The 3,686-nt window shown below is 65.0% G+C and carries 4 protein-coding genes; all 4 read right to left on the bottom strand.

Going from position 1 to position 3,686, the window contains the following annotated elements:
• On the bottom strand, positions 1-1,017 hold a 1,017-nt coding region (locus ACXJL8_RS36410), incomplete at its 3' end, for an adenylate/guanylate cyclase domain-containing protein (RefSeq protein ID WP_456686570.1).
• Positions 1,018-1,124: 107 nt separating this feature from the next.
• A complete protein-coding gene (locus ACXJL8_RS36405; RefSeq protein WP_456618316.1) occupies positions 1,125-2,288 on the bottom strand; it encodes an ABC transporter permease in 1,164 nt (387 codons plus the stop codon).
• Positions 2,285-3,217, bottom strand: coding sequence for an ABC transporter ATP-binding protein (locus ACXJL8_RS36400; RefSeq protein ID WP_456618317.1), 933 nt, complete (start codon positions 3,215-3,217; stop codon positions 2,285-2,287). Before ACXJL8_RS36400 ends, ACXJL8_RS36405 begins: the two co-directional genes overlap by 4 nt.
• On the bottom strand, positions 3,214-3,686 hold a 473-nt coding region (locus ACXJL8_RS36395; RefSeq protein WP_456686569.1), incomplete at its 5' end, for an HlyD family secretion protein. The genes ACXJL8_RS36400 and ACXJL8_RS36395, both read right to left, overlap by 4 nt.

The following is a 3,686-nucleotide window of genomic DNA, read 5'->3' as shown; positions in this document are numbered from 1 at the left end:
GTCCATCGCGGTCAGCATCTCGCGGCCTGCGGCGGCCGCGCGATGCGCGGCGTCGGCCGCCTCCAGCGGCGCGCCGAACAGCGCGAGAAAGCCGTCGCCGAGGAACTTGTTCACGATGCCGCCGTGGCGGTCGAGGATGTCGACCAGCACCGCGAAGGCGCCGTCGAGGCGGTCGACGACCTCCTGCGGCGTGCGCGACTGCGCGCCGGCGGTGAAACCGCGGAAGTCGACGAACATCACCGCGACGCGACGGACGTCGCCGGCGGCGCTCGTCCCCTCCGCCATAAGCCGCTCCACCACCTGCGGCGAGACATGYTGGCCGAACAGGTTGGTCACCCGGTCGCGCGCGCTGGCCGCCGCGATGCTCGCGGCAAATTGTCGCCGCAGCCGCGCGCCGACGGAGCCAGCGAGCACGCCGCAGATCAGGATGATGGTGCTGCGCACGGCGTGGAAGTAGATCAGGGGTTCGCCGGTGTCGCTGGCCGAATTGTAAAACAGCGCGACGGCCAGGAGTTCGGCTGCGGCCACAAATCCCGTGAAGGTGGACAGCCAGAAATCGAGCCGCAGCGTCGAAAGAATGATGAAGATGAAATAGGCCAGCGGCAACACGAAACCGAGCGCGGGCCCAGCGCCCATGCTGCGAATCTGCAGGATCAGGATGATCGTCGGCAGCGACGTTTCGATTGTTGCGCTGATATAGCGCCTGATCACAGGCACGTCGCGATCGAGCTTGAGGTTTCGCCTGATCTGGCTGTGGACCCAGACCTCGAACAGGATGAAGCCCGCCAAGAGGAGGTATTCGTGGACCAGGCCCTCCGTCCCGCGCCAGACCCGGTTCACGATGGCAGGGTCGATCAGGTAGGTTGCGGTGAGGAACAAGACCATGACGCAGCCCGTGATGATCAGCGCCCTCACCCGCAACAGCTCGGTGCGCAGCACCTCCCGCGTCAGCTCGCGCTCGAAATCCTCTGATAGCGCGGCATGCTGCCGGGTTTTCCTGCTCGCAAAGCTGACCATTTCTCCCCCAGTCATTCCGGGGCACGCAACGCGTGAACCCGGAATCTCGAGATTCCGGGTTCGATGCTAGCGCATCGCCCCGGAACGACATCAGAGGTCAGTCTGCCTCAATCCAGCGTGCGGCGGAAGCGCGTCACGGCGATGGTCATCGCAACCAGCATCAGCGCGGCCAGCGCCAGCGCGTCATAGCGCAAATTCTCCATGGTCGCGCCCTTCAGCATGATGGCGCGGACGATGCGCAAATAATGCGTCAGCGGCAGGCCCTCGCCGACATATTGCGCCCAGGCCGGCATGCCCGCGAAGGGGAACATGAAGCCGGACAGGAGGATACTCGGCAGGAAGAACATCATCGACATCTGCATGGCCTGGAGCTGGTTCTGCACCAAGGTCGAGATCGTGTAGCCGATCGACAGGTTGGTCGTGATGAACAGCGTTGACAGCAGCGCCAGCAGGAACAGATTGCCGAACACGGGCACGCCGAACAGGAATACGCCGATGCTGATAATCAGGAAGGCCTGGACGAACCCGACCAGGACGTAGGGGATGATCTTGCCGAACATCACCTCGACCGGCTTGATCGGCATCGACAACAGGCTCTCCATGGTGCCGCGCTCGACCTCGCGCGTCACCGAGAGCGCGGTGAAGATCAGCATGGTCATGGTGAGGATGGTGCCGACCAGCCCCGGCACGATATTGAGGCTCGAGGCCGCCGCCGGATTGTAGCGGGCATGCGCGCGGATCTCGAACGGCATCTCCGGGGGATCGCCGATGTAGAGGTCGTGCTTGAGCGCGGTCTGCACCACCATGCCGAGCGAGCCGAGCGCCGCGCTTGCAGCGACCGGATCGGTCGCATCGGCCGCGACCAGCAGCGCCGGCTTGTCGCCGCGCCGCACCGCCCGCTCGAAGCCGCGCGGGATCTCGACGCCGAACAGCACCTTGCCGGATTTCAGCAGATTGTCGAAATCGTCGACGTCGTGCACCTCGTAGATGAAGCGGAAATAGGCGGTGTTTTCCAGCGCCTTCAGGATCGAGCGGGCGAGATCCGAGTCCTCCTGGAGCAGCACCGCGCTCGGCAGATTATGCGGCGTGGTGTTGATGGCATAGCCGAACAGCAATAGCTGCATCACGGGCAGCATCACGATCATCGCAAACGACACCCGATCACGCCTGAGCTGGATGAACTCCTTGATCAGCATCGCATAGGAGCGCTTCCAGAAGCCGAAGCGCTCGCGGATGTCGTGTGCGGGGGCCGGATGATCGACGGCGCTCATTGGAAATTGTCCTTGGAGCGGCCCATCAGCTCGATGAAGACGTCTTCGAGCGAGGGATGCGAGCTCTGCCAGTGCAGGCCGCTCTTCTCGCGCCACGGCGCGATGCTGGCTTCGAGCGCGGCAACGTCGCGGCCCGAGACGTGCAGCGAGGTGCCGAACGGCGCCACCATGTCTACGCCGGGCTTGCCGGTGAGCTCGGCGGTGAGCCCGTTCAGATCCTCGCCCGTCACGGTGTAGGTCGTCAGCGCGGATTTCGCGATCACCTCCTCCACCGTGCCGTGCGCCAGCAAATGGCCGTAGGCGATATAGGCGATCTCGTGGCAGCGCTCGGCCTCGTCCATGTAGTGGGTGGACACCAGCACGGTGAGACCGTCGGCGGCGAGCGCGTGAATCTCGTTCCAGAAATCGCGCCGTGCCTTGGGGTCGACGCCGGCGGTCGGTTCGTCCAGCAGCAGCAATTGCGGATTGGGCAGCGTGCAGGCACCTAACGCCAGCCGCTGCTTCCAGCCGCCGGAGAGCTCGCCCGCGAGCTGCTCCTCGCGCCCCGAAAGCCCGAGCCGCTTGATCATCTCGCGCGCGGCGCCGCGTGGATCGCGCAGGCCGTAGAGCCGCGCCACGAATTCGAGATTCTCGCGCACCGACAGGTCCTGGTAGAGACTGAAGCGCTGCGTCATGTAGCCGACCTGGCGCTTGATCTTTTCGGCATCGCGCAAAATGTCGTAGCCGAGACAGGTGCCCTCGCCGCTGTCGGGCGTGAGCAGGCCGCACAGGATGCGGATGGTCGTGGTCTTGCCCGAGCCGTTCGGACCGAGGAAGCCGTAGATCGAGCCGCGCTTCACCTGCATCGACAGATCGTGCACGACCTCGCGGCCGCCGAACGATTTCGTCAGGCCCTTGACGTCGATCGCGATGCCGTTGCCGCCGCTCATCGCTTGTCCGCCACCGGAGTCTTGGGGTTCAGATAGACGTTGATCGGCTGTCCGACGCGCAGCGCGTCCGGCCGCGAGGGCCGCGCCTGGATCAGGTAGACGAGCTTGTTGCGCTCGTCGAGGCTGTAGATCACCGGCGGGGTGTATTCGGCCGAGGTCGCGATGAAGTAGATCTTGGCGGTGAGATCGGCGGCGCAATTGTCGCAGACGACGCGCACGGTGTCGCCGATCGAAAGTTTCGGCAGCTCGGCCTCCGGCACGAAGAAGCGCAGCTTCATGTTGCCGGGCGGCATGATCGAGAGCACCGGCCGCTGCGCCGCCACCATCTCGCCCTCGCGGAAATAGATCTGCTGGATGGTGCCGGCGACCGGCGCAAAACCTTTTCGCCGCGCCATCCGCGTCTCCGACGTTGCCACCCGCGCTTCCGCCACGCGCAAGGCGGACACGGCGGAATCGAGATTGGCCTGCG

The sequence above is a fragment of the Bradyrhizobium sp. P5_C11_2 genome, assembly GCF_054049755.1.
This window is presented reverse-complemented; position numbering and strand designations above follow the sequence as displayed.